Below are 217 nucleotides of genomic sequence, written 5' to 3'. Positions count from 1 at the left end.
ACAAATTATTCCGCCATCGATTATTTTAATAATTCTCGGTGATGTCATGGGCGTCCCCGTAGGTGACTTATTTAAAGCAGCTGTTGTTCCTGGATTTTTATTGATTCTTGGATACACAATTTATATTTTGGTTTTAGGTAAATTCAAACCAGAATACTGCCCTGCTATTGTAGTGACTGAGAACAAAAGAGACTTATTGATACAAGCAGCAAAGGAT

At 35.9% G+C, this 217-nt stretch carries 1 protein-coding gene; it reads left to right on the top strand.

From position 1 onward, the window contains the following. Positions 1-4 precede the first annotated feature (4 nt). A partial coding sequence (locus tag AACQ14_RS24830; protein ID WP_353514037.1) for a TRAP transporter large permease subunit occupies positions 5-217 on the top strand: 213 nt, incomplete at its 3' end.

Origin of the sequence: Vallitalea maricola, from assembly GCF_036985595.1 — a bacterium.
Taxonomy (GTDB): Bacteria; Bacillota; Clostridia; order Lachnospirales; family Vallitaleaceae; genus Vallitalea; species Vallitalea maricola.
The sequence above is the reverse complement of the archived record's forward strand: the minus strand, read 5'-3'. Positions and strand labels throughout refer to the sequence as shown.